This window comes from Micromonospora sp. NPDC050686, from assembly GCF_040654475.1.
Taxonomy (GTDB): Bacteria; Actinomycetota; Actinomycetes; order Mycobacteriales; family Micromonosporaceae; genus Micromonospora.
Window position 1 is genome coordinate 43,151 of the sequence record NZ_JBFAID010000020.1, and the last position, 22,029, is coordinate 65,179.

At 73.4% G+C, this 22,029-nt stretch carries 20 protein-coding genes; 19 read left to right on the forward strand and 1 reads right to left on the reverse strand.

Features of this window, described 5'->3' with window-relative positions; genetic code table 11:
• Position 1 precedes the first annotated feature (1 nt).
• From AB0H57_RS15785 to AB0H57_RS15835, 11 genes are all read left to right on the forward strand, one after another.
• Positions 2 to 1,303 (forward strand): MCE family protein, encoded by a 1,302-nt coding sequence (locus tag AB0H57_RS15785; protein WP_357506866.1) that lies wholly within the window; start codon positions 2 to 4, stop codon positions 1,301 to 1,303.
• The gene (locus AB0H57_RS15790) at positions 1,300 to 2,334 is read left to right on the forward strand and encodes an MlaD family protein (RefSeq protein WP_357506868.1); all 1,035 of its coding nucleotides are present in this window, start codon (positions 1,300 to 1,302) and stop codon (positions 2,332 to 2,334) included. Before AB0H57_RS15785 ends, AB0H57_RS15790 begins: the two co-directional genes overlap by 4 nt.
• Positions 2,331 to 3,314: an MlaD family protein gene (locus AB0H57_RS15795; protein WP_357506870.1), complete on the forward strand. Its 984-nt coding sequence runs from the start codon at positions 2,331 to 2,333 to the stop codon at positions 3,312 to 3,314. The genes AB0H57_RS15790 and AB0H57_RS15795 overlap by 4 nt, the downstream gene beginning before the upstream one ends.
• A complete protein-coding gene (locus AB0H57_RS15800) occupies positions 3,314 to 4,561 on the forward strand; it encodes an MCE family protein (RefSeq protein ID WP_357506872.1) in 1,248 nt (415 codons plus the stop codon). The genes AB0H57_RS15795 and AB0H57_RS15800 overlap by 1 nt, the downstream gene beginning before the upstream one ends.
• Entirely contained in the window at positions 4,558 to 6,003 is a 1,446-nt protein-coding gene (locus AB0H57_RS15805) for an MCE family protein (protein ID WP_357506874.1), read from the forward strand. Before AB0H57_RS15800 ends, AB0H57_RS15805 begins: the two co-directional genes overlap by 4 nt.
• Complete coding sequence (locus AB0H57_RS15810; protein ID WP_357506876.1) at positions 6,000 to 7,247, forward strand: MCE family protein; 1,248 nt, start codon at positions 6,000 to 6,002, stop codon at positions 7,245 to 7,247. Before AB0H57_RS15805 ends, AB0H57_RS15810 begins: the two co-directional genes overlap by 4 nt.
• A 23-nt stretch (positions 7,248 to 7,270) precedes the next feature.
• Positions 7,271 to 8,221, forward strand: coding sequence for a hypothetical protein (locus AB0H57_RS15815; RefSeq protein ID WP_357506878.1), 951 nt, complete (start codon positions 7,271 to 7,273; stop codon positions 8,219 to 8,221).
• Between the two features lie 14 nt (positions 8,222 to 8,235).
• Positions 8,236 to 8,745: a hypothetical protein gene (locus tag AB0H57_RS15820; RefSeq protein WP_357506880.1), complete on the forward strand. Its 510-nt coding sequence runs from the start codon at positions 8,236 to 8,238 to the stop codon at positions 8,743 to 8,745.
• Between the two features lie 86 nt (positions 8,746 to 8,831).
• Positions 8,832 to 9,812, forward strand: a complete 981-nt coding sequence (locus tag AB0H57_RS15825) for a hypothetical protein (protein WP_357506882.1) — start codon at positions 8,832 to 8,834, stop codon at positions 9,810 to 9,812.
• 232 nt (positions 9,813 to 10,044) lie between these two features.
• Positions 10,045 to 11,334 (forward strand): MFS transporter, encoded by a 1,290-nt coding sequence (locus tag AB0H57_RS15830; RefSeq protein WP_357506883.1) that lies wholly within the window; start codon positions 10,045 to 10,047, stop codon positions 11,332 to 11,334.
• Between the two features lie 247 nt (positions 11,335 to 11,581).
• The gene (locus AB0H57_RS15835; RefSeq protein ID WP_357506964.1) at positions 11,582 to 13,435 is read left to right on the forward strand and encodes a transketolase; all 1,854 of its coding nucleotides are present in this window, start codon (positions 11,582 to 11,584) and stop codon (positions 13,433 to 13,435) included.
• Between the two features lie 17 nt (positions 13,436 to 13,452).
• Here AB0H57_RS15835 and AB0H57_RS15840 read toward each other — a convergent pair whose 3' ends face one another.
• The gene (locus AB0H57_RS15840; protein WP_357506885.1) at positions 13,453 to 14,205 is read right to left on the reverse strand and encodes an FCD domain-containing protein; all 753 of its coding nucleotides are present in this window, start codon (positions 14,203 to 14,205) and stop codon (positions 13,453 to 13,455) included.
• A gap of 136 nt (positions 14,206 to 14,341) precedes the next feature.
• Between AB0H57_RS15840 and AB0H57_RS15845 the strand changes: the two genes are divergently transcribed.
• From AB0H57_RS15845 to AB0H57_RS15880, 8 genes are all read left to right on the forward strand, one after another.
• On the forward strand, positions 14,342 to 15,631 hold the full coding sequence (locus tag AB0H57_RS15845) for a sugar ABC transporter substrate-binding protein (protein WP_357506887.1): 1,290 nt from the start codon (positions 14,342 to 14,344) through the stop codon (positions 15,629 to 15,631).
• A gap of 75 nt (positions 15,632 to 15,706) precedes the next feature.
• Positions 15,707 to 16,654, forward strand: a complete 948-nt coding sequence (locus AB0H57_RS15850) for a sugar ABC transporter permease (RefSeq protein WP_357506889.1) — start codon at positions 15,707 to 15,709, stop codon at positions 16,652 to 16,654.
• Positions 16,651 to 17,466, forward strand: coding sequence for a carbohydrate ABC transporter permease (locus AB0H57_RS15855; protein ID WP_357506891.1), 816 nt, complete (start codon positions 16,651 to 16,653; stop codon positions 17,464 to 17,466). The genes AB0H57_RS15850 and AB0H57_RS15855 overlap by 4 nt, the downstream gene beginning before the upstream one ends.
• Before the next feature lie 6 nt (positions 17,467 to 17,472).
• Entirely contained in the window at positions 17,473 to 18,621 is a 1,149-nt protein-coding gene (gene dgoD / locus AB0H57_RS15860; RefSeq protein WP_357506893.1) for a galactonate dehydratase, read from the forward strand.
• A gap of 4 nt (positions 18,622 to 18,625) precedes the next feature.
• The gene (locus tag AB0H57_RS15865; RefSeq protein ID WP_357506895.1) at positions 18,626 to 19,249 is read left to right on the forward strand and encodes a bifunctional 4-hydroxy-2-oxoglutarate aldolase/2-dehydro-3-deoxy-phosphogluconate aldolase; all 624 of its coding nucleotides are present in this window, start codon (positions 18,626 to 18,628) and stop codon (positions 19,247 to 19,249) included.
• On the forward strand, positions 19,246 to 20,199 hold the full coding sequence (locus AB0H57_RS15870) for a sugar kinase (RefSeq protein ID WP_357506897.1): 954 nt from the start codon (positions 19,246 to 19,248) through the stop codon (positions 20,197 to 20,199). Before AB0H57_RS15865 ends, AB0H57_RS15870 begins: the two co-directional genes overlap by 4 nt.
• Positions 20,200 to 20,248: 49 nt before the next feature.
• Positions 20,249 to 21,478: a D-mannonate dehydratase ManD gene (gene manD / locus AB0H57_RS15875; RefSeq protein ID WP_357506899.1), complete on the forward strand. Its 1,230-nt coding sequence runs from the start codon at positions 20,249 to 20,251 to the stop codon at positions 21,476 to 21,478.
• Entirely contained in the window at positions 21,468 to 22,013 is a 546-nt protein-coding gene (locus AB0H57_RS15880) for a gluconokinase (protein ID WP_357506901.1), read from the forward strand. The genes manD and AB0H57_RS15880 overlap by 11 nt, the downstream gene beginning before the upstream one ends.
• Positions 22,014 to 22,029 lie beyond the last annotated feature (16 nt).

Here is a 22,029-nt window from a genome sequence, read left to right on the forward strand (position 1 = left end):
CATGAGACATCGCATCCTGGGCATCGTCTTCATCGCCGTGCTGGCCGCCGCGCTGACCGGCTCGGTGCTGCAGTACCGCAAGGCGTTCACCCCGGTCACCTGGGTCACCCTGCACGCGACCCGCGCCGGGTCGCAGCTCAGCCCGGGCGCCGACGTCAAGGTACGCGGCGTCGTCGTCGGCGAGGTGCGCTCGGTCGCCAGCGCGGGGGCCGGGGCAACCCTGCGGCTGGCCCTGAACCCGGAGACCACCGCCCTGATCCCGGCCGACGTGACCGCCCGCCTGCTGCCCAAGACGCTCTTCGGCGAGCGGTACGTCGAACTCGTCCCGCCCGCCGGCGGCGGCACCGGGCCGATCCGCGACGGCGCGGCCATCGACCAGGATCGCAGCCGCACCGCGATCGAGCTGGAACGGGTGCTCGACCGAGCGCTGCCGCTGCTCCAGTCGATCCACCCCGACCAACTCGCCACCACCCTGGGCGCGCTGTCCACCGCCCTTGAGGGCCGGGGCGAGCGGATCGGGGCGAACGTCGTCCGCCTCGACGAGTACCTCAAGCAGGTCAACCCGGAGATGCCCACGATCGCCGAGGACGTCCGCAAGCTCGCCGTGGTGCTGGACAGTTACCACGCCGCCCTGCCCGACCTGCTGGCCCTGCTGCGCGACGTCACCGTCACCGCCCGCACCGTCACCGACCAGCGGGGGCAGCTCGCAGCGTTCCTCGCCGAGACCACCGACACCGCCGACGTCACCCGGGAGTTCCTCGACCGGCACGACGACCAGCTGATCCGGCTCGGCGCGGTCAGCCGCCCGGTGCTGGAACTGCTCGCCACCTACGCCCCCGAATACCCGTGCCTGATGAGCGGCCTGGTCGACCTGCAACCCCGCGTCGAGGAGGTCTTCGCCGGGGGCCGGATGCACATCACCCTGGAGGTCACCCGCGACGGCGGCAGGTACGAGCGGGGACGCGACGAACCGGTCTACGGGGCGCACAACGGCCCCAACTGTCGCGGCCTGCCCGACCCGCACCAGCCGGCCCCCGAGGTGCCCGTGAACGACGGCTACGACTACGGCGGCGACCGGCCGCGATCGCTGCTGCCGGTCGGCGTGCCGGGAGCGTCCGCCGCCCGCCCGGCGGGACCGCCGGCCGGCTCGCCAGCGATGGGCCAGGCCGGCACCGGCGAGGAACGCGCCCTGGTCAAGCCGCTCGTCGGCGCGGTGACCGGGACACCGCCGGCCGAGGTGCCCGACATTGCGGTCCTGCTCTGGGGGCCGCTGCTGCGCGGCGGGGTGGTGAACACCCGATGACCGTGAGGACGACCGGCCCGCTGGTGAAACTGGCGCTCTTCGGCGCGGTGACCCTGCTGCTGACCGCGCTGCTCGCCCAGACCCTGGGCGCGTTCCCGCCCGGCGGGGTCACCTACCGCGCCCGGTTCGCCGACGTCACCGGCCTGCTCCCCGGCGACGACGTGCGGGTTGCCGGCGTGAAGGTGGGCCGGGTCAGCCGGATCAGTGTGGTCGACGACCACGTCGCCGAGGTGGCCTTCACGGTCACCGACGGCGTGCCGGTCGCCACCAGCGTCCGCGCGAAGATCCGCTACCGCAACCTGGTCGGCCAGCGGTACGTGGCGTTGAGCGAAGGCCCCGGCGACGGCCGGCCGCTGCGCCCCGACGCTGTCATCCCGCTGGCCCAGACCGCGCCCGCGCTGGACCTGACCGTGCTGTTCAACGGCTTCCGGCCGCTGTTCACCGCGCTCAGCCCCGACGACGTCAACAAGCTCGCCTACGAGATCATCCAGGTGCTGCAGGGAGAGGGCGGGACCGTGGCCGGCCTGCTGCGGCACACCGCCTCGCTGACCAACACCCTCGCTGACCGGGACGCGGTGATCGGCCGGGTCATCACCAACCTCAACCAGGTCCTGGGCACCCTTGCCGAGCGGGACAGCAACCTGGACCAGAGCATCGCCCAGCTGCAACAGCTCGTCTCCGGCCTGGCCGCCGACCGCACCGCCATCGGCGAGTCCCTGGTCAGCATCGGCGAGCTCACCGACGCCACCTCCTCGCTGCTCGCCGACGTCCGGCCACCGCTGGCAGCGGACGTACGCGAACTGGGCGAGCTGGCCGGCAACCTGAACCGCAACGCGGCGGTCATCGACGGCACCCTCGGCCGGCTGCCCGACCGCTACCAGCAGCTCACCCGGGTCGCCTCGTACGGCTCCTGGTTCAACTTCTACCTCTGCGACTTCGACGGCCGGGTCGCGGTCGCCGGTCGGGCACCCCTGCAACCGGCCGGCTTCAGCGCGCCGGCCGCCCGCTGCGCCACCGGAGGCGTCCAGTGAAACCGTTCCGGGAACGCAACCCCGTTGCCGTCGGCGCGATCAGCCTGACGGTGCTCGTCGCCGCCCTGCTCGGCGCGTTCCAGCTCGACCGGCTGGCCGCCTTGACCAGCCGGTCGTACCAGGCGGCCTTCTCCGACGCCAGCGGCCTGGCCGTTGGCAACGAGGTACGGGTGGCCGGCGTGCGGGTGGGGAAGGTGACCGCCGTGGAACTGGCCCGCGACGCCCGGCCGTACGTGCGGGTCCGGTTCCTGGTCGACGACGACGGCGTACGCCTCGGCCAGGACACCGGCGCGACGATCCGGATCAAGACGGTGCTGGGGCAGAAGTACCTGGCGCTGGCCCCCGACGGGCCCGGCCGGCTGCCGGAGGGCGGGCAGATTCCGCTGTCCCGCACCGCCGCGCCGTTCGACGTGGTCCAGGCGGTCAGCGGACTCGCCGGCACCCTCGACAAGGTCGACACCGCGCAGCTCGCCGCCGCGTTCGACACCCTGTCCGAGACGTTCGCCGACACCCCCGGCAGCGTCAACACCTCGCTGGTCGGGCTGTCCCGGCTGTCCCGCACCGTCGCCGACCGGGACGCGGAGCTGCGGGCCCTGCTCGCCCGCGCCCGCGACGTCACCAAGGTCCTCGCCGACCGCGACGAGGAGTTCCGCAAGCTGGTCGCCGACGGCGAGAAGCTGCTGGCCGAGGTGATCCGCCGCCGGGACGCCATCCACCGCCTGCTGGTCGGCACCGCCGAGTTGTCCACCCAGCTGTCCGGGCTGGTCGCCGACAACCGTGCCCAGCTCGAACCGGCGCTGCGGCAGCTACGGGAGGTCGTCGCCATCCTGCAACGCAACCGCGACGACCTGGAGCGGACGGTGCAGCGGATGGCGCCGTTCGTGACCGCCTTCGCCAACGTGGTCGGCAACGGCCGCTGGTTCGACTCGTACGTGCAGGGGCTGCTCCAGCCCTACGTGCCCACCACGGGAGGCCGCTGATGCCCGATCCGTTCCGGCGCTGGCGTCGACCGGTCGCCGCCGCCACCGTCCTGCTGCTCGCCGTCGTCGTCGGCGTGATCGTGCTGCGCGACGGCACCCCGCCCCGGCGGGTGGTCGCCTACTTCACCCGCGCCGTCGGGGTGTACCCCGGCTCGGACGTGCGGGTGCTCGGCGTCCGGGTCGGTGAGGTGGTCGAGGTGACCCCGCAGGGCCGCACCGTCCGGGTGGCCATGAGCTACGACCCCGGCCTCGACATCCCCGCCGGCGCGCAGGCGTTGATCATTCCGCCGAGTGTGGTCAGCGACCGGTACGTGCAGCTCGCACCCGCGTACGCCGGCGGCGCCACCCTGACCGACGGCGCCGAGATCCCGGTGGAGCGGACCGCGACGCCGATGGAGATCGACGACATCTACCAGGCGCTCGACGAGTTCAACCGGATGCTCGGCCCCGAGGGCGCCAACCGCGACGGTGCCCTGTCCGACCTGGTCGCCACCGGTCGGGCCAACCTGGAGGGCAATGGGCAGGCCCTGCACGACACCCTCGACGGGCTCTCCCGGGCGCTCACCACCCTCGCCGACGGCCGGCAGGACCTGTTCGGCTCGGTCGCCAACCTGCAGCAGTTCACCACCGCGCTGGCCCGCAGCGACCAGCAGGTACGCGCCTTCAACCAGCGCCTCGCCGACGTCGCCGAGCAGCTCGCCGCCGAACGCGACGAGCTGGCCGCCGCGCTGCGCCACCTCGCCACCGCGCTGGCCGACGTCACCACCTTCGTCAAGCAGAACCGCGCGGCGCTGACCTCGAACGTCGCCGCGCTGGCCGACGTCACCGGCGTCCTGGTCCGGCAGCAGCAGGCGATCATCGACATCCTGGACGTGGCGCCGCTGGCGCTGAACAACCTCGCCCTGTCCTACAACCCACGCTCCGGCACCCTGGACACCCGGGACAACGCGCTGGGCCCGTACGACCCGGCGAGCTTCGTCTGCTCGCTGCTGGTCGACCAGGCGCCCGCCCAGGTGCCCGCCACCTGCACCGCGCTGGCGCAGACCCTGCGTCAGCGTGGCCTGCCCCTGACCGACCAGCTGCGCAAGCTGCTCAAGCTGCCGCCCGGCACCCCGGCGACCGGCACGGCACCACCGGGTAATCCTCCAATCAGCTCTCCCGGTGGGCCGGTCCCCGACGTGGTGCCGGGCGGCCCCACCACCAACCCCGACCCCACCCTGGGTGGCATCCTGCGGGGTGTCTCGTGACCGCCGGACGCCTGCGGGCGTTGGCCGCCGCGGTCGTCCTGGCGCTGTTGCCCGCCGGCTGCGGCCTGCCGGACCTGGCCGAGCTGCCGCTGCCCGGCGGCGCGCCGAAGGGGGACGGGTACCTGGTGACCGTCGAGTTCTCCGACGTGCTCGACCTGGTCCCGCAGGCCGCCGTCAAGGTCGACGACGTGACCGTGGGCAGCGTGCAGCGGATCTCCCTGGCCGGCTGGACCGCCCGGGTCACCCTGCGCCTCGGCCGCGACGTGCGGCTGCCGGCCAACGCGACCGCCGCCGTGCGGCAGAGCAGCCTGCTCGGCGAGAAGTACGTGACCGTGGCACCGCCCCCGGCCGGGGCGACCGGCCGGCTCGCCGACGGCGACGTCATCCCGCTGTCGCGCACCGACCGGGGCGCCGAGGTGGAGGAGGTGCTGGCCGCGCTCGCGCTGCTGCTCAACGGCGGCGGGCTGGCCCAGCTGCGGACGATCAACCGGGAACTCGGCGCGGCGCTGGCGGGCCGGGAGGCCGGTGTCCGGGACGCGCTGCGCCAGCTCGACACGTTCATCGGCGGTCTCGACCGGCAGAAGGCCGACCTGGTCCGGGCGATCGAGGCGCTGGACCGGCTCACCGAGCGGCTGGCCCGGCAGCGGCAGGTGCTCGGCGACGCGGTGGACGCCCTCGCCCCGGGCCTGACCGTGCTCGCCGGTCAGCGCGAGCAGCTCACCGCCGCGCTGACCGCCCTCGGCGACCTGGGGCGGGTCGGCACCCGGGTGGTCGAGCGCAGCCGGGACGACACCCTGGCCAGCGTCAAGGCGCTGCAACCGATCCTGACCCAGCTGGTCCGGGCCGGCGACGACCTGCCGAAGTCGCTGGACTTCATGCTGTCGTACCCGTTCCCGCCCAACGTGACCGGCGCGATCGTCGGCGACTTCGTCAATCTGTCCGTCACCGCCGACCTGGATGCGGCCCGCATCCTGGCCAACCTGGTCGCCGCGGCACCCGCACCGGCCCGGCCGGCGATCCCGCCGAAGGGCCCCACCATCCCGACGGCGCCCGGTCCCTCGCCGCCGGCGAGTGGCCGGCCGGCCTCCGAGCCGGGCGCGGGCCCCACGCCGCGACTGCCGTCGCTGCCGCAACTGCCGAAGCTGCCGGACCTGCCCGGCCTGGACTGTCTGCCCGACCCGGCGAACCTACCGGCGACGTGGACCCCGCCGCAGGAGTGTCAGCTCCCGGAGGGCTGCGCGCTGCTCAAGCCCGGCTCCCCGGTGCCCGTCGGCGGGCTGATCCTGCCCACCGGCGTGGTGCCGGCGGGCACCGCGTTCCCGGCCGGCACCGAACTGCCGCGCAACACGGTCCTCACCGCCCCGTGCATCCTGCCGGTGACCGGCGCCGTCACCGGCCAGGTCGGCGGCCTGACCGACCTGCTGGGGGGAGGCCAGCCGTGACCAGTCGGGTGGTGAAACTTCAGGTGCTGGCGTTCGTGCTGGTCAGCGTCCTTGGCATCGGCTACGTCGGGATCCGCTACGTGGGCCTCGGTGAACGGCTGCTCGGCGGGGTCTACGTGGTGCACCTCGATCTCGTCCGCGCCGGCGGGATCTTCGCCAACGCCCCGGTCACCTATCGGGGTGTGCCGATCGGCCGGGTCACCGCGGTCCACCTGCGTGCGACCGGGGTCCGCGCCGACCTGCGGCTGCGCCGTGGCGTGGCGGTGCCGCGGGACCTGCGGGCGGTGGTGGCCCAGCGGTCCGCGGTCGGCGAGCAGTACGTGGACCTGCGTCCCGAGCGCGACGGTGGGCCGTACCTCGGTGACGGCGCGGTGATCCCGGCCGACCGCACCGGCGTCCCGCTCGCCCCGGAGGCGTTGCTGACCCACCTCGACGCGTTGGTCCGCTCCCTCGACGCGGACGACCTCAACGTGCTGATCACCGAGCTGGGCACGGCGTTCGAGGGCAACGAGGCGGCCCTGGCCCGGATCCTGGACTCGGGCGACGCGCTGCTGACCGAGGCCGACGCCCGGCTGCCGGAGACGCTCGCGCTGATCCGCGACGGCCGTACCGTGCTCACCACCCAGGCCGAGTCGGCGCAGGCGCTGCGCCGATGGGCGGCCGGCCTGGCCGCGCTCGCCGCCACCGTGCGCGAGGCCGACCCGGACCTGCGCCGGCTGCTCGCCGCCGGCCCGCCGGCCGGGCGGGAACTGGTCGCGCTGCTGCGCGGGCTGGAACCGACGATCGGCACCCTGCTGGGCAACCTGGTGACGGTCAACGGCATCGCCGCCCGGCGGCTGCCCGGCATCGAGCAGGCCCTCGTCGTCTACCCGATCGCGGTGGCCGGCGGGTTCACCGTCACCCCGGGCGACGGCACCGCCCACCTCGGCCTCGTGGTCAACGTCGACGACCCGCCGTCCTGCGTCTACCAGGGCGGGAGCACCCGGTGCGGTGCCGGGGACCGGGCGGCCGGCGCCAGCGTACGTGGCGAAGCCAACGCGCCCCGGCCGGGCGGTCGCGACCCCGCCCCGCCCCCGGCCCCCGCGCCGCCCGCCGGGACCGCCGACGGCGGGTACGACCCGGCGACCGGCCTGGTGGTCGGCTCCGACGGCCGGCCGTTGCAGTTCGGCGGCACCGGCGGCCAGTACGCCATGGCGGGAGAGCAGTCGTGGAAGCAACTGCTGCTGGCCGGGGTGACCCCGTGACCGGCGACGGAGAGGGAGGACCTGTGCAGGCGCGCAAGGACCGGGCGTTGAGGGTGATCAAGGGAGCCAAGGCCGGCATCCCAGCGCCGCGCCGGGACGCGGCCCGGCCGGCCCCACCCGGGGACATCGAGAACCTGCTGGAACGGCTGGACGAGGAACCGGCCGTCGACCCCACCCACGACCCGGACGGGGCCGTCGCCCGGGACACGACCGGGACCGCGCAGCGTGGCTGGGCGGACCTTCGCCGGGCGGCCGACGACCCGGTGGACGAGCCGGTGTCGGCCGACGAGCCGTCACCCGTCGACGATCCGGCGGCGGTGGAGGGCCCGACCGACGCCGTCGAACCCGGGCCGACGGAGGGCACCACCGCCGACCCGGCCGTGAACGGGCCGGACGCGGCCGCCGGCTCGTCGGCGGGCAAGCGGGTGGGCACCGCCGAGCCGGCGCTACCGGCGGAGCTGGCGGACGGGGCCGAGCCGGCGGCCCGGGGCCGGCGGCGGATCCTTGTCGGGCTGCTCGTGGCGCTGCTCGCCGCCGCCCTCGCCGCGGCCGGCGTCCTCGGCCACCGGTGGTACACCGACCGGGCGGTGGAGCAGGCCCGTCAGCAGGCGGTGGCCGCCGCCAAGCAGGCCAGCGTCAACTTCGTCTCGGTCAGCTCCGCCAGCGTCGACCGGGACCTGCAGCGCATTTCCACCGGTGCCACGGGCGACTTCAAGGAGGAGTTCACCCGGGGCCGGTCCCAGGTCCGCACGGCGGTGGTGGAGAACAAGGTCGAGTCGCGGGGGTCGGTGTTACGGGCCGGCCTGGTCTCGGGTGACCGGGACCGGGCCGTCGTGCTGGTGGCGGTCGACGCCACCGTGAAGAACGTCAAGGCGCCCGAGGGGCGGCCGTCGCACTACCGGATCCAGGTCGACATGGTGCGGGACCAGGACTCCGGCCAGTGGCTCGTCTCCCGGCTGCAGTTCGTCGGATGACACCAGGAGGATCGATGCGTACCCTCGCCGCACTCGCCCGCCGGCGGCCTTCACGGCCCGGGCTCGTCCCGTCCCTCGTCATCGCGATCGTTGTCGCGGCGACCGTCGCCGGTCTCGCCTGGTGGGGCGACCACCGCGCCACGCAGCGGGACAGGGCCGTACGCCAGGCCCTGGCCACCGCTCCCGCCGCGGCCAAGGCCATCTTCTCGTACGACTACCGCACCTTCGACGACAGCGTCGCCAACGGGCGGACCTTCACCACGGGCGACTTCGCCGCCGAGTACGCGCAGACCACCGGGGCGTTGCGGCAGACCGCCACGAAGCAGCAGGCCGTGGTGCTGGCGGAGGTCTCCTCGACCGGGGTGGTCACCGCCGCCGCCGACCGGGTGGAACTGCTGGTGTACCTCAACCAGTACCGGCGCAACGTCAGCACGGCGGGGGAGAAGGTCGACCAGAACCGGGTGGTGCTGGTGCTGGTGCCGGACGGCGGGGACTGGAAGGTGGCCGGCGCCACGGCCATCTGAGCCGCCGGCCGTCCGGCGTTTCCGGCTCGACCCGTCCGGGTAGCTCGGGGCGGTTCACGCTGACGACGCTGTTGTGGAGGACCCATATGAATGACAGATTCGGCGACGCGGTGGGTGACGCGTTCCGTGCGGTGATGCTCTTCCTGCCCAAGGCGCTCGCCTTCGTGGCGATCCTGGTGGTCGGCTGGTTCGTCGCCAAGGCGATCCGGAAGATCGTGGACAAGCTCCTGGAGCGGGTCCACTTCGACCGGGCGGTGGAGCGCGGCGGGATCAAGGCCGCCCTGGCCCGCTCCCGGTACGACGCCAGCGACCTGGTCGCCCAGCTCGCCTGCTACGCGGTGCTGCTGGTCACCCTGCAGCTCGCCTTCGGCATCTGGGGACCCAACCCGGTCTCCGACCTGATCGCGGGGGTCATCGCCTGGCTGCCGCGCGCCTTCGTCGCGATCGTCATCGTCGTGGTCGCCGCGGCGATCGCCACGGCCGTCAAGGACATCATCGGCAGCGCCCTCGGCGGCCTGTCGTACGGCCGGGTGCTGGCCACCATCGCCTCGGTGTTCATCCTCGGTCTGGGCGTCATCGCCGCCCTCAACCAGATCGGGGTCGCCACCGCGGTGACCACGCCGGTGCTGATCGCGGTGCTGGCCACCGTGGGCGGCATCCTCGTCGTCGGGGTCGGCGGCGGGCTGGTCCGGCCGATGCAGAGCCGTTGGGAGTCCTGGCTCGGCCGCGCCGAGCAGGAGTCGCGGGCGATCGCCACGCATGCCCGCGCGTACCAGGCCGGGCGGCGGGATGCCGCGTCCCGGCCCGCCCCGCCGGCCACTGACGAGGCGGCGGCGACCCAGCCGGTGGCTGACTACGATGCCGCCGAGCGCACCCAGGTGGTGTCCCGCCCGGACGAGGCGGAGCTGACCCAGCCGGTCGCCCCGTACGACCCGGACCGGACCCAGCCCACCACCGTGGCCACCGAGCCGGCCCAGCCGACGGCGCCGCGGCAGCCGTCCGGCGACGACGCCGAGGCCACGATGATCATCCCGCAGCGGCAGGACACCGACGAGTCCCGCCGCTGACCACCCGCCGTCGGCGGGGAGGGGACCGGACGGTCCCCTCCCCGCCAGCGACGTTTCCGGGGGCCCCGCCGGCCGGGTCCGGCGGTGTTTGCCGGGGCCCCGCCGGCCGGGTCCGGCGACTACCATCGCCACCATGACCTGGCGATGTTGATCCGTAGCCAGAGGCCGTAACCGCGGGCCGCCGCGGTCGCCGCACCCTGTCGGCGTCCGCTCCCGTCCTCTGGAAGGCCTCATGACCGTCGTCTCCGCGCGGGTGCCCGACACCCGCGTGCGCCGCCTGGCGACCACTCTCTACGGCTACACGTTCCTCACCGACGTCGTCCTGCTCTACCCGCTCTATTCCCTGCTGTTCACCGACACCGGGCTCTCCGTCGGGCAGATCTCCTCGCTCTTCGTGCTCTGGTCGGCCACCAGCATCGCGATGGAGGTGCCCTCCGGGGCGTTGGCCGACGCGGTCTCCGGCCGGTTGCTGCTCCGGCTCGCCCCGCTGCTGCCCGGGGCCGCCTTCGCCATCTGGGTGGTCCTGCCGTCGTACCCGACGTTCGCCGTCGGCTTCGTGCTCTGGGGCATCGGCGGCGCGCTGAACTCGGGCTCGCTGGAGGCACTGGTCTACACCGAACTCGACCGGCTCGGCGCGGCCGGCCGCTACGCCCGCACCATGGGCCGGGCGAGGACGGCCGGGGTGGTCGGCGCGCTGGCCGCCGCGGCGCTGGCCGGGCCGGTGCTGGCCGTCGGCGGCTACCCGGCCGTCGGCGGGGCCAGCGTGCTGGTCTGCCTGCTCGCCGCCCTGGCCGCCGGGCGTTTCCCGGAGCACCGCCGGCCGCCGACCGCCAGCGACCCGGGAGGCGGCGACCCGGCCGAGGAGGAGGCGGAACTGGGCTGGGTGGCCAGCCTGCGGGCCGGCCTCACCGAGGCCCGCGCCGACCGCTCCGTACGGGCGGCCGTGCTGCTCGTCGCCGTGGTCGCCGCGGTCTGGGGCGCGCTCGACGAGTACACGCCGCTGCTGATCCGGGAGACCGGCGTCCCGGCGGCGGCGGTGCCGGCCCTGGTCGCGCTGGTCCTGGCCGGGGTCACCGTGGGCGGGCTGCTCGCCCCGCTGGGGGAGCGACTCGGCGCCACCGGAAACGCCGGCCTGCTGGCCGCCTCGGCGGTGGCCCTCGCGCTGGGCGCCGGCTCCGGCCACCCGGCCGGGCTGGTGCTGGTCGCGGCGGCGCTCGGCGGCTTCCAGTTGGCCACCGTGCTGGCCGACGCGCGCCTGCAGGCGCGGATCACCGGGCCGAGCCGGGCCACCGTCACCTCGCTGGCCGGGATGGCCACCGACCTGACCATCATGGCGGTCTACGGCGGCTACGCCGTGGTCGCCACGGCGGGCGGGCACCGCTGGGCGTTCGTGGTCGCCGCGATCCCGTACCTGGCGATGGCCGGTGTGCCGATCGCCGTCCGGCGCCGCCGCGCCGACCCGCTCGGCCGGGCGCGATCCGGGCGGCCGGGAGGCCCCACCGGGCGGGTCAGCAGGCAGTGACGCGCCGACCTCGACGGGCGGCGCGACCGCCCAGTTTCACGCCGGCGTAGGCCGCAAGATCCACCGGCCGGCACGGCTGACCCGCTCGGCCCGGATCGTAAACCGCTAGTTACCGGACAGAACCGCCCGTGTCTCATTACGGTGGGGCGCAGGGCGGTCAGCGGGAGCGGTCCGGGCCAGGCGGCCCGCCGGGCCTTGCCGAAGAGCTGGCCGAGCGGAGCCGACGACGGAGGCGATGCCGGTGACGATGGAAGCGGAACGAACCCTGCCCCGGGAGGAACTCGCCCGGATCAGCGAGCTCGCCGCCCAGCTGCGGGTGGATGCGATCCGGTGCAGCACCCGGGCCGGGTCTGGTCACCCGACCTCCAGCCTCTCCGCTGCCGACCTGCTCGCGGTGCTGATCTCCCGGCACCTGCGCTACGACTGGAGCCACCCCGGCAACCGGGCCAACGACCATCTGATCTTCTCCAAGGGCCACGCCTCACCCCTGCTGTACGCGGTCTTCCGGGCCGTGGGCGCGATCAGCGAGCAGGAGCTGATGGAGACCTACCGCCAGTCGGGGTCGCGTCTGCAGGGCCACCCCACCCCGGTGCTGCCCTGGGTGGACGTCGCCACCGGCTCGCTCGGCCAGGGACTGCCCGTCGGCGTCGGGATCGCGCTCGCCGGCCGGTACCTCGACCGCCTGCCGTTCCACGTCTGGGCGCTGTGCGGCGACAGCGAGATGGCCGAGGGCTCCGTCTGGGAGGCGCTGGACAAGGCCGGCCACTACGGGCTGGGCAACCTCACCGCCATCGTCGACGTCAACCGGCTGGGGCAGCGCGGGCCGACCGAGCTGGAATGGGACCTGGACACCTACCGGCGGCGGGTCGAGGCGTTCGGCTGCCAGGGGATCGTCGTCGACGGCCACGACCTGGTCGCCGTCGACGAGGCGCTGGGCCGGGCCCGACAGGCGACCGGCCCGACCGTGGTGCTGGCCCGGACCGTCAAGGGCAGGGGCGTGCCCGAGGTCGAGAACAAGCCGGGCTGGCACGGCAAGGCGCTCCCACCGGACATGGCGGAGCGGGCCGTGCAGGCGCTCGGCGGGGCACGCACGATCCGGGTCGCCGGTCCCCGCCCGGAGCCCGCCCCGCCCGCCCCCGCCTCCGTCGCGGAACCCCCGGACCTGCCCCGGTACGACAAGGGAACGAAGGTGGCCACCCGGGACGCCTACGGGGACGCGCTGCGCGCCCTGGGCGCTCGGCCCGACGTGGTGGCCCTGGACGGCGAGGTCAGCGACTCCACCCGGACGGAGAGGTTCGGCGCGGCGTACCCGGACCGCTTCTTCGAGATGTTCATCTCCGAGCAGCAACTGGTCGCCGCCGCGGTGGGACTCCAGGTGCGCGGCTACCGGCCCTTCGCGGCCACCTTCGCCGCGTTCCTGTCCCGCGCCTACGACTTCGTCCGCATGGCCGCCATCTCGCAGGCCGACCTGGCGCTGGCCGGCTCGCATGCCGGGGTGGAGATCGGGCCGGACGGCCCCTCCCAGATGGGGCTGGAGGACCTCGCCGCGATGCGCGCCGTGCACGGGTCCACCGTCCTGTATCCCAGCGACGCCGTCTCCTGCGCCGCCCTCGTCGCCCAGCTGGCCGACCACCCCGGAATCAGCTATCTGCGCACCACCCGCGGCAAGTACCCGGTGCTCTACGACAACGACGACGACTTCCCGATCGGCGGCAGCAGGCTGCTGCGGGGTGGCGGTGACGTCGCGCTGATCGGCGCCGGAGTGACGGTGCACAACTGCCTCTCCGCCGCGGAGGAGCTGGCCCGCGAGGGGATCGAGACGCTGGTCGTCGACCTCTACTCGGTCAAGCCGCTCGACCGCCGGCGGCTGCTCGATGCCGTGCGGGACACCGGCGGCCGGCTGGTCGTGGTCGAGGACCACTACCCCGAGGGCGGGCTGGGGTCCGCCGTGCTCGAGGCGCTCGCCGACGTCGCGGAACCGCTGCGGGTCACCCACCTGGCCGTACGCGGCCTGCCCGGCTCCGGGACGCCGACGCAGCAGATGGACCGGGCGGGCATCGGGGTGGACGCCATCGTCCGGGCGGCGCGCGCCCTCGGCTGAGGCCCCCGCGTCGGCGGTCAGCCGTCCCCGGTCTGCTCCCACATCGACTTCATCTCGTCGAACGCCTGCTCCATGATCCGCACCATGGCGGCGCGGGCCCGATCGCCGTCGCGGCGCTGGATCGCCTGCGCCACGTCGGCGTGCAGTTGCAGCGCCTTTTCGTGCGGGTGGTGCGGCATCAGGCGGTAGTGGTGCCGGCCGGTCAGCACCTCGGCGACCAGCTCCTGCAGTTTCCCGAACATCTCGTTCCCGGAGCCGGCGAGCACCCGCCGGTGGAACTCGATGTCCAGCCTGAGGAAGCGGTCCTCGTCGCCGGCCTGCCCGGCGGCCCACATCTTGGCTGCCAGCCCGACCAGCTCGCTGGCCTCGTCGTGGCCGATCCGGCCGGCGGCCAGCCAGGCGGCGTGCGGCTCGACCGCGGTCCGCAGCTCGGTGATGGAGCGCAGCTGGGCCATCCGCCCGGCGGAGGCGAGCCGCCAGCGGATCACCTGCGGGTCGAAGACGTTCCATGCCTCGGCGGGCCGGATCAGCACCCCGACCCGGCGCCGGGTCTCGACGAATCCCATCGACGCGAGCACCCGTAGCACCTCGCGGATCACCGATCGGGAGACCGCGTACCGGTCGACCAGGTCGTCGATGTTCAGGACGGAGCCGGCCGGCACCTCGCCTCCGCAGATGGCGGTGCCGAGGTGGTCGAGTACGCGGCCGTGCAGCCCGGCCTCGGCAGGGGCGTATTGGGCGGGTGTGACCCCTGATGAGGACTGATCCACGCGTCGGATCATATCAGTTCGTGATCACCTCTTGAATAAATCAGCTTTATCGGCCTAGCATCCGGTCGTTAAGCGGACGTTACAACGATGTGGCGCTCCACCCCCCCGGGCGGGGCCACGACAGAAGGAGATGGGCGTGCGACGTCGATCCATATTCGGAACTTGTCTGGCGATGGTTGCCGCCCTCGGCCTGTCGGCCTGTGGCGGTGGCGGCGACGACAGCGGCGCCTCGACGACGGTCCGGGTGACCTTGGCGAACCACGTCTGGACCGAGAGCATCAAGAAGGCCCTGCCCGAGTTCGAGAAGCAGACCGGGCTCAAGGTGGACGTCACCCAGCTCGGCGAGGACCAGCTCTCCGACCAGTACAACGTCAAGCTCAACGCCGGCTCGTCCGAGATCGACGTGATGATGTACCGCCCCCTGCAGGAGGGGAAGCTGTTCGCCAAGAACAAGTACCTCGCCGACCTGTCGGAGCAGGTGAAGTCCAACCAGAACTGGGACTTCGCCGACTTCCAGGCCGGCCCGGTCGAGGCCACCTCGTACGAGGGCAAGCCGGTCGGCGTCCCGATCATCACCGAGCAGGAGGTCCTCTATTACCGCAAGGACCTGCTCGCCAAGGCCGGCCTGAGCGCCCCGCCGAAGACCCTCGACGAGCTGAAGGCCGCCGCCGCGAAGATCAAGGCGGCCGAGCCCGGCACCGCGGGCTTCGTCGCCCGCACCGGCAAGTCGGCGGCGGTCACCCAGTTCTCCAGCTTCCTGTACAGCTTCGGCGGTGACTTCGTCGACGGCAGCGGCAAGGCCACGGTCAACAGCGACGCCGCCAAGCAGGCGTACGGCTTCTACGGCGGGCTGATCAGGGACTCCGGTCCCGCCAACGTCAGCACCGACATGGGCTGGCCCGAGGCGATGGCCATCTTCACCCAGGGCAAGGCGGCCTTCTACACCGAGGCCAACTCGCTGTACAAGAACGCCACCGACCCGGCCAAGTCCAAGGTCTCCGACACGGTGGGCTTCGCGCCCTTCCCGGCCGGCCCGGCCGGATCGAAGCCGTACAACATCCCGTCCTGGGCGCTGGGGGTCAACGACAGCTCGGAGAACAAGGGCAACGCCTGGAAGTTCATCGAGTGGGCCACCGGCAAGGAGCAGACCCTCGCGCTGCAGAAGGCAGGCGTGCCGAGCGCCCGCACCTCGGTCTGGAACAACCCGGAGGGCACCGCGAACTACCCGAAGGACATGGTCGAGGCGATCGCCGAGAGCAACAAGGCCGGCGTCGCCCACGACCGGCCCATCGTGGTGAAGGTCGCCGAGGCTCGCGAGATCGTCGGCCAGCCGATCGTCGACGCGATCGCCGGCAAGGACGCCGCGGGCTCCGCCGACAAGGCCAACGAGGCGTTCCAGAAGTTCCTGGACGACGAGGCCAGATAAGCCGCCGCGCGGGTGGCGGGGTCGCCGGCCCCGCCACCCGCGTATTCCCGTCGGCCCGCCCACCCCGGAGATCTCATGTCAACCGTCACCACCCCCACCCGCGCCGCCGGCGGCGTCGGCGTCATGCCCGACACCCCGGGCTGGGCGCGCTGGGCGAACGACCATCGCAAGTGGCTCTTCGCGGCGCCGGCCATGGCCTTCGTCGCCGTGTTGATCATCTTCCCGCTGGCCTGGACCGGCTACCTCAGCCTCACCGACGCCGAGGGCTCCGTCCGCGCCGAGAGCGAGTTCGTCGGCTTCCGCAACTACCTGGACGTGCTCTCGGACACCGACCGGTTCTGGCCCGCCGTCGCCCGCACCGGCACCTTCACCCTGGCGGCCCTGCTGTTCGAGGTGGGGCTCGGCATGGCGATCGCGCTGCTGCTGTGGCGCCCGTTCAAGGGCGAGAAGTGGGTGCGGCTGGCCATCCTGATGCCGCTGGTCGCCACCCCGGTCGCGGTCGGCATGATGTGGCGGCTCATCTTCGACCCGAACATCGGCCTGGCCAACCAGGCGCTCGGCTGGGTCGGCATCGGCCCCCAGCCCTGGCTCGCCGGCCAGCACACGGCGCTGCCCACCACCATCTTCATCGACGTGTGGCAGTGGACTCCGATGGTGGTGCTGATCCTGCTCGCCGGTCTCACCTCGCTGTCCGACGAGCCGCAGGAGGCCGCCCTCATCGACGGCGCCAGCACCTGGCAGCGGTTCCGCCACGTCACCCTGCCGCTGCTGATGCCCACGGTGCTGGTGGCGATCCTGCTGCGCGGCATCGACGCGCTGAAGACCTTCGACATCCTCTACGCCACCAAGGGCCGCGGCGGCGGCTCGTTCCACGAGGTGGAGACGCTCAACGTGTACGCCTACGGACTGAGCTTCGACTACAACGAGTACGGCGTCTCCTCCACCGTCCTCATCCTGTTCTTCCTGATCATCATCGGGTCGATGTGGGCCCTGACCGCCCGGCGCAAGGAGGCGCAGCGATGAGGCCGCGTAGCCCGTACAAGGTGTTCCGGGTGGTGGCGCTGGTCGTGGTGGTGCTGTCGCTGACGGCGCCGCTGCTCTGGATGATCGCCGCGTCGTTCAAGACCAACGTCGACATCTACGACACCGGCAAGGCGCTGGCATTCTCACCCACCCTGGACAACTACGCCACCGTGCTCCAGCAGGCGAACTACGTCCAGTTCATCGGCAACAGCCTCTGGGTGGCCTTCGCCGCCACCGTGGCGTCGCTGATCCTGGGCGTGCCGGCCGCGTACTCGATGAGCCGGTTCAACATGCGCAAGTCCGCGCTGGTGGTCCTGATGGCCCGGGTGATCCCCGGCGTCTCGCTGCTGGTGCCCTGGTACTACGTCTTCTCCAACCTGAAGATGGTCGGCGGCTTCGGGGTGCTGATCCTCAGCCACATGTTCGTCTCACTGCCGCTGATCGTGTACATCATGATGGGCTACTTCGACGGCCTCCCCGCGGAACTGGAGGAGGCGGCGCTGGTCGACGGGCTGACCCACATCGGCGCGTTCCGCCGGATCACCCTGCCGCTGTCCGTGCCCGGCGTGGCCACCGCCGGGATCCTGTCGTTCATCTTCTCCTGGAACAACTTCATGTTCGCCCTGGTGCTCTCCGACGCCCACACCAAGACCCTGCCCGTGGCGATCTTCGACTTCGTCGGCTACGCCAGCATCGACTGGGGCGGCCTGATGGCCGCGGCCACCGTGGTCACCCTGCCGATCATGGTGATCGCCCTGTTCGTGCAGAAGTACGTGGTCTCCGGCCTCACCGCCGGCGCGACGAAGGGCTGAGCCGACGTGACCACCATCGTGCGCATCGAGACCTTCCTGGTCGCCCCCCGCTGGCTCTTCGTCCGCGTCGAGACCGACTCCGGCATCGTCGGCTGGGGCGAGGCCACCTGCGAGGGCCGTTCCGAGACCGTCCGGACCGCCGTCGAGCAGCTCGCCGAGCTGCTGATCGGCCGGGACGCGCTGCGGATCGAGGACCACTGGCAGGTGCTCACCAAGGGCGCCTTCTACCGGGGTGGGCCGATCCTGGCCAGCGCGGTCGCCGGCCTCGACCAGGCGCTGTGGGACATCGCCGGCAAGCACTTCGGCGCCCCGGTGCACCAGCTGCTCGGCGGCCCGGTCCGGGACCGGATCCGGGTCTACGGCTGGGTCGGCGGCGACGACCCCGCCGAGGTACGCGACCACATCGCCGCGCAGGTCGAAGCCGGCCTCACCGCGGTGAAGATGAACGCCGCCGGGAAGATGAGCCCGGTCGCCTCGGTGGCCGAGCTGGACGGGGTGGTGGCCCGGGTGGCCGCCGCCCGCGAGGTGCTCGGCGAGCACCGGGACGTCGCCATCGACTTCCACGGCCGGTTCACCCTGGCCAGTGCCCGCCGGGTCGCCCCGCTGCTGGAGCCGTTCCGGCCGTTCTTCCTGGAGGAGCCGGTCGTACCGGAGAACTCCCACCTGATCGGCGAGTTCGTCCGCTCCACCACCACCCCGGTCTCCACCGGCGAGCGGCTGTACAGCCGGCAGGAGTTCCTGCCGGTCCTCCAGGCCGGCATCGCGGTCGCACAGCCGGACCTCTCGCACGCCGGCGGCATCACCGAGGTACGCAAGATCGCCGCGCTCGCCGAGGTGTACGACGTCCAGCTCGCCCCGCACTGCCCGCTCGGTCCGATCGCCCTCGCGGCCTGCCTCCAGGTCGGCTTCGCCACGCCGAACTACCTGATCCAGGAGCAGAGCGTCGGCATCCACTACAACCTCGGCGCCGAGGTGCTCGACTACTGCCTGGACAAGACCCCGCTGGCCTTCGTCGACGGGTACGTCGAGCGGCTCACCGCCCCCGGCCTCGGCATCGAGGTGGACGAGCGGGCGGTCCGCGCCGCCGACCAGCGCGGTCACGCCTGGCGCAGCCCGATGTGGCGACACCGCGACGGCTCCTACGCGGAATGGTGACCAGATGACCCTCGATCTCACCGCCGAACTGACCGACACCCGCCTGCTGGCGGTGATCCGCGGCACCGACCCCACCGCCGCGGTGGCCACCGGCAGCGCCCTGCTGGCCGAAGGCGTCCGGGTGGTGGAGGTGGCCCTCACCACGCCCCGCGCCTGCGACGCCATCGCCGCCATCCGGGCGGCCGCCCCGCCCGGCTCGCTGGTCGGCGCCGGCACCGTGCTCACCCGGGCCGACGTCGCCGACGTCGCCGCGGCCGGCGCCGATTTCGTCGTCACCCCCGCCGTCGTCGACTCGATCGGCGCGGCGGCCGACCGGGGGCTCCCGGTGGCCGCCGGGGCGCTCACCCCCACCGAGGCGTACGCCGCGATCCGGGCGGGGGCGAGCGTGGTGAAGCTGTTCCCGGCGTCGCTGGGCGGGCCGGCGTACCTGAAGGCGCTGCGCGATCCGTTCCCGGACATCCCGTTCGTCGCGGTCGGCGGGGTGGGCCTCGCCGAGCTGCCCGGCTACCTCGCCGCCGGCGCGATCGCCGTCGGCGTCGGCGGCCCGCTCGTCGGCGACGCGGCCTCCGGCGGCGACCTCGACGCCCTGCGCCGGCGAGCCCGGGCCTACCTGGCCGCCGGGTCATGACCGCCGTCGACCTGCTCACCTTCGGCGAGGCGCTGGTCTCGCTCCGGTCGGCCGGCCCGCTGGCCACCGGCGGCGCGCTGACCATGCACCTGGCCGGCGCCGAGTCCAACGTGGCCATCGGCGTCGCCCGGCTCGGCCACCGGGCCGCCTTCGCCGGCCGGGTCAGCGACGACGAACTCGGCGGGCACCTGCTGCGGCAGCTGCGCGCCGAAGGCGTCGGCGTCGACCACGTCGTCCGGGATCCCCGGCGGCCGGCCGGGCTGATGTTCGTGGAGCGGCGGACCGCGGACCTGACCCGGGTGACCTACCAGCGGGCCGGCTCCGCCGGTTCGGCGCTCACCGTCGACGACCTGCGCCGGGCGTTCGCCGCCGGCGCCCGGGTGTTGCACCTGACCGGGATCACCCCGGCGCTGTCCGAAAGTGCCCGGGCGGCCACCGCCTGGGCGGCGGAGACCGCGTCCCGCGCCGGTGTCCTGGTCTGCCTCGACGTCAACCACCGGGCGCGGCTCTGGGACCGGGGCGCCGCCCGGGCCACCCTCGGCGCGCTGGCCGGGCACGCCTCGGTCGTGGTGGCCTCCGCCGACGAACTGGACCTGGTCGGCGCGGCGGGCGCGGACGAGCCGACCGTGGTGGCCGGGCTGCTCGACCGGGGGGTGGAGACCGTGCTGGTCAAGCTCGCCGGCGAGGGCGCCCGCGCGTACACCCGCGACGGGGTGCGGCACGCGCCGGCGGTGCCGGTCACCGCGGTGGACACCGTCGGCGCCGGCGACGCCTTCACCGCCGGCTACCTCTCCGGCCACCTGGACGGACTCGACCTCGCCGGGCGGCTGCGCCGCGCGGTCACCCTCGGGGCCTTCGCCGTCGCCGGCCACGGCGACTGGGAGGCCCTGCCCCGCCGCGACGAGCTGTCCCTGCTGGACGGCCGGCAGCCCGGCGACACCCTTCGCTGACCGGGGCGTGCCCGGCACGCCCCGCACCACCCCGAGAAAGGCACCCCCCGTGAAGATCGTCGCAGCGGATGTCGTCGTCTGCAGCCCCGACCGCAACTTCGTCACCCTCAAGATCACCACTGACGAGGGGATCACCGGGCTGGGGGACGGCACCCTCAACGGCCGCGAACTCGCCGTCGCCGCGTACCTCGCCGACCACGTCGTCCCGCTGCTGATCGGGCGCGACCCGCACCGGATCGAGGACACCTGGCAGTTCCTCTACCGCTCGGCGTACTGGCGGCGCGGGCCGGTCACCATGGCCGCCATCGCGGCCGTCGACGTCGCGCTCTGGGACATCAAGGCCAAGGTCGCCGGCTTGCCGCTCTACCAACTGCTGGGCGGCGCGTCCCGGACCGGCGTCATGGCGTACGGGCACGCCTCCGGGCGGGACCTGCCGGAGCTGTTCGACTCCGTGCGCCGCCACCTGGAGCTGGGCTACCGCTCGATCCGGATCCAGACCTCGGTGCCCGGCATCAACGCCGTCTACGGCGTCGCGGCCCAGTCCGGCGCCGGCGGCAAGCGGTACGACTACGAGCCGGCCCAGCGCATCCCGCTGCCCGCCGAGGAGGACTGGGACACCCGCGCCTACCTGCGTCACCTGCCCGGGGTCTTCGAGGCGGTGCGCAACGAGTTCGGGCCCGAGCTGCCGCTGTTGCACGACGGGCACCACCGGATGACCCCGATCCAGGCCGCCAGGCTCGGCAAGGCCCTGGAGCCGTACGACCTGTTCTGGCTGGAGGACTGCACACCGGCGGAGAACCAGGAGGCGCTGCGGCTGGTCCGCCAGCACACCACCACGCCGCTGGCCATCGGCGAGGTCTTCAACACGGTGTGGGACTACCAGACGCTGATCCGGGAACAGCTCATCGACTACGTCCGGTCCGCCGTCACCCACACCGGGGGGATCACGGCCATGCGCAGGCTGCTCGACTTCGCCGCGCAGTACCAGATCAAGTCCGGCATCCACGGGCCGACCGACATCTCGCCGGTCGGGATGGCCGCGGCGCTGCACCTGGACCTGGCCATCCACAACTTCGGCATCCAGGAGTACATGCCGCACGGGCCGCTGACCAACGAGGTGTTCCGGCAGTCGTTCACCTTCACCGACGGATACCTGCACCCGGGGGAGCAGCCGGGCATCGGCGTGGAGCTGGACGAGCAGGCGGCGGCGGGGTTCCCGTACCAGCCGGCGTACCTGCCGTTCAACCGGCTCAAGGACGGCACCGTCCATGACTGGTGACCGGCGACCCGTCCGGCATGTCGTGGTGATGGGCGTGTCCGGTGCGGGCAAGACGACCGTGGCCCTGGGGATCAGCGAGCGGACCGGGCTGCGGTTCGCCGAGGCCGACGAGTTCCACCCGTCGGCCAACGTGGCGCGGATGCGCGCCGGCGTCCCGCTGGACGACGAAGCCCGCTGGCCGTGGCTGCGCCGCCTGGCCGGCTGGATGACCGACCGGCACGCCGAGGGGATCTCCACGGTGCTGGCCTGCTCCGCGCTCAAGCGTTCCTACCGCGACGTGCTGCGGCAGGGCCCGCCCGACGTGGAGTTCGTCCACCTGCACGGGCAGGTGGAGCTGATCCGGGACCGGCTGGACCGGCGGGCCGGGCACTACATGCCGGCCAGCCTGCTCGACTCGCAGCGGGCGATCCTGGAGCACCTCGAGCCGGACGAGCCGGGGGTGGTGCTGGACATCGGGCTGCCCCCCGACGAGCTGGCGGCGGCGGCGGTGGCGCGGCTCGGCCTGCCACCGCGCACCGGGGCCGGCCAGCACTGACGCCCGGCCAGCCGTT

Bases quoted from the DNA above. Each gene is read 5' to 3' on its own strand.
- AB0H57_RS15785 (WP_357506866.1), top strand. From the start codon at position 2: ATGAGACATCGCATCCTGGGCATCGTCTTCATCGCCGTGCTGGCCGCC.
- AB0H57_RS15790 (WP_357506868.1), top strand. From the start codon at position 1,300: ATGACCGTGAGGACGACCGGCCCGCTGGTGAAACTGGCGCTCTTCGGC.
- AB0H57_RS15800 (WP_357506872.1), top strand. From the start codon at position 3,314: ATGCCCGATCCGTTCCGGCGCTGGCGTCGACCGGTCGCCGCCGCCACC.
- AB0H57_RS15820 (WP_357506880.1), top strand. From the start codon at position 8,236: ATGCGTACCCTCGCCGCACTCGCCCGCCGGCGGCCTTCACGGCCCGGG.
- AB0H57_RS15825 (WP_357506882.1), top strand. From the start codon at position 8,832: ATGAATGACAGATTCGGCGACGCGGTGGGTGACGCGTTCCGTGCGGTG.
- AB0H57_RS15830 (WP_357506883.1), top strand. From the start codon at position 10,045: ATGACCGTCGTCTCCGCGCGGGTGCCCGACACCCGCGTGCGCCGCCTG.
- AB0H57_RS15835 (WP_357506964.1), top strand. From the start codon at position 11,582: ATGGAAGCGGAACGAACCCTGCCCCGGGAGGAACTCGCCCGGATCAGC.
- AB0H57_RS15850 (WP_357506889.1), top strand. From the start codon at position 15,707: ATGTCAACCGTCACCACCCCCACCCGCGCCGCCGGCGGCGTCGGCGTC.
- AB0H57_RS15855 (WP_357506891.1), top strand. From the start codon at position 16,651: ATGAGGCCGCGTAGCCCGTACAAGGTGTTCCGGGTGGTGGCGCTGGTC.
- AB0H57_RS15865 (WP_357506895.1), top strand. From the start codon at position 18,626: ATGACCCTCGATCTCACCGCCGAACTGACCGACACCCGCCTGCTGGCG.
- AB0H57_RS15870 (WP_357506897.1), top strand. From the start codon at position 19,246: ATGACCGCCGTCGACCTGCTCACCTTCGGCGAGGCGCTGGTCTCGCTC.
- AB0H57_RS15880 (WP_357506901.1), top strand. From the start codon at position 21,468: ATGACTGGTGACCGGCGACCCGTCCGGCATGTCGTGGTGATGGGCGTG.